This window comes from Stenotrophomonas maltophilia group sp. RNC7 (genome assembly GCF_030910085.1).
In the GTDB taxonomy this organism is placed as follows: domain Bacteria; phylum Pseudomonadota; class Gammaproteobacteria; order Xanthomonadales; family Xanthomonadaceae; genus Stenotrophomonas; species Stenotrophomonas sepilia.
In genome coordinates, this window is the sequence record NZ_JAVFVN010000992.1 from 1 (window position 1) to 2,309 (window position 2,309).

The window sequence follows — 2,309 nt, forward strand, 5'->3', positions numbered from 1 at the left end:
AATAACAGGTTATTTCTAGGTAATAAGAACGTATTAATTCCAGAAGAACTAATTTATGAATTCATTCAAATTGCTAGGGGATATAGTGAAGAATATGGGGTTGAGGTAAAGGGTGAAATTTATTTTTCACTTATTAAAAAACAATATATTTTGAATATTCCGCGCCAAACAGTGAGTAGAGTGCTAATAGAAGTAGACGAACTTACTTTAGATGAAGCAATTGAAATATCCGACATGATAAAGTTGATGGAAATACATTCACATCATGTGTTTGAACCAATACCATCACAAACTGATATTAAATATGACCGTTCCTGTGGTTTGTATTATGCAATAATAGGTAATATAAACTCATTGTTTCCAGATATAACAGTTCGAATATTAAATAAGGAAACCGGAAAATACGAATATATAATGCCAGTAGAAATTATCGAGAAAAAAATTAGACAAACAAGTGATACCCCTCAAGTAAACGTATTGGAGGGACAGCGATGAAAGAAACATATCATGTATTATCGCATTTCAATAATTTTCTAATGCATCGAACAAATGTATATTATCGTTTCTTTATTTTAGGTTGTGGTGGAACTGGAGGATATGTAGCTCAACATATTGCTCAAATGAGAAAAATGATGAGTCCAAGTTCCTCAATTTTTCTAATAGATCCAGATATCGTTGAAGACAAAAATTTAAACAATCAACTATTTATTAAAAAAGATATCGGAAAATCTAAAGCTGAAGTTCTAAGAAATCGGTATAGTATGGCATATGGTCAAGGCATAAGTTACTATGATGCGAAATACATTGAAACTATTGAAGAGTTACATCAAATTGTCTATTGTAAGAACTATATTACAAATGTTGATGCGAGAGCTACAGTTGTATTGAATGTAATAATAGGATGTGTTGACAATAACTTCACAAGAAAATTGATACACGACTATTTTCAAAAAGTCCCGAACTTAATCTATATAGATTCTGGTGTAGAAGGCGGGCGTATTCCAGAAGGTAAACATATTTCAACCATTTATAGTTGGACGAAAGAAGAAAGAGAAGCATATTTAAATAGCGGATATCGAGGACAAGTAGTAATAGGAGTACGTTCACAAGGAAAAACTATCTTACCACCGGTTGGTGAAGTGTTTCCAAATATTTTAAGAGATGCTGAACATGAAATAAAACCTAGTGAATCATGTAGTTCTCTCTTACGCAGTGAACCTCAACGCCTAATAACAAATCGATTTGCTGCACTAATCATTGCAGGATATATAAACGAATTACTTGCAAATAACACAATAAGAAATCATTACTCGACTTTTAATAGTAGAGATAATTCAATTTCTACCGCTCCTTTGCCTACAGTAGAAGATTTAGAAATTTATGCAGAACTACAAAAAGCAAATGTTTAATCTCTATAAGTCACCTATATAGGTGACTTATTTTTAATGCCATCAATATAAGGAGTAATACTTTATTTACGAATAAAAAATCTGATTAGTCACCTAAAATATAAAGTATAGGTGACTAATCAGATTCAATTATCTTGATGCGGATTATATTGGAAAGATGTATCAGAGGAGTAAATTGTTAATGAAATATTTATGTTTTCATACATTGTATTAGTATTTCCGGACACCGCTTCAACAACTGCTACTTGCAAAGGATAAATTTCTTTATCTGGAACAAATTCATTTAGTTTGACTTTAATTTGGACTATATCATAAATTGATTGTACATTCTCAACGCCTTCATACATTACAAAGTTTGAATAAGCATATTCTGTCTCCTCAACATCAAACTTCAAAATTTGGATTTCTCCCATTTTACTATCTCTCGATTTTACAGAATTCCATGTATGAATTTCCCAAATTTCTGCTTTATTACTTGCTAAAACACAAACTGCAAATAATTCAGGATTTAAAAAGTATAAATCATCTGCTCTATATAACATTCCGTATTTGGCAGGTTTTCTTATTTCTATCCCGCGATTAATACGTTCCACTTTAAATGCATAATAGGCCCCTAAACATCCAATTTCTTTTTTTATTTGATTTAATATTCCCTGTATATTCGGATTATCCTTTAAAATCCACTTCTCAAATTGAGCTGTACTAATATCAGTTAGTTTTTCAGTTAATCCATTTGTAGCTGCCTCTAATTGCTCAGGTATTTGTTGTAGAATTACACCATCAGGTTGCATAAAGTATGCATCTTTTACTTGAATGTCAACAGAAGTCACAAATTCTGTTCCCAAATAAAAACCTTGGTATAAAACTGATGATAGATACTCATAAAAATAATCTTTAAGC

General features: G+C 31.1%; 3 protein-coding genes. 2 read left to right on the top strand and 1 reads right to left on the bottom strand.

The annotated features are described in order from the left end of the window. Both RCF13_RS25450 and RCF13_RS25455 read left to right on the top strand, forming a co-directional pair. On the top strand, positions 1 to 495 hold a 495-nt coding region (locus RCF13_RS25450; RefSeq protein WP_308141659.1), incomplete at its 5' end, for a hypothetical protein. After that, entirely contained in the window at positions 492 to 1,409 is a 918-nt protein-coding gene (locus RCF13_RS25455) for a ThiF family adenylyltransferase (RefSeq protein WP_308141660.1), read from the top strand. The genes RCF13_RS25450 and RCF13_RS25455, both read left to right, overlap by 4 nt. Positions 1,410 to 1,534: 125 nt before the next feature. Here RCF13_RS25455 and RCF13_RS25460 read toward each other — a convergent pair. Then, positions 1,535 to 2,309: hypothetical protein (locus tag RCF13_RS25460; protein ID WP_308141661.1), on the bottom strand; the 775-nt coding region annotated here is incomplete at its 5' end.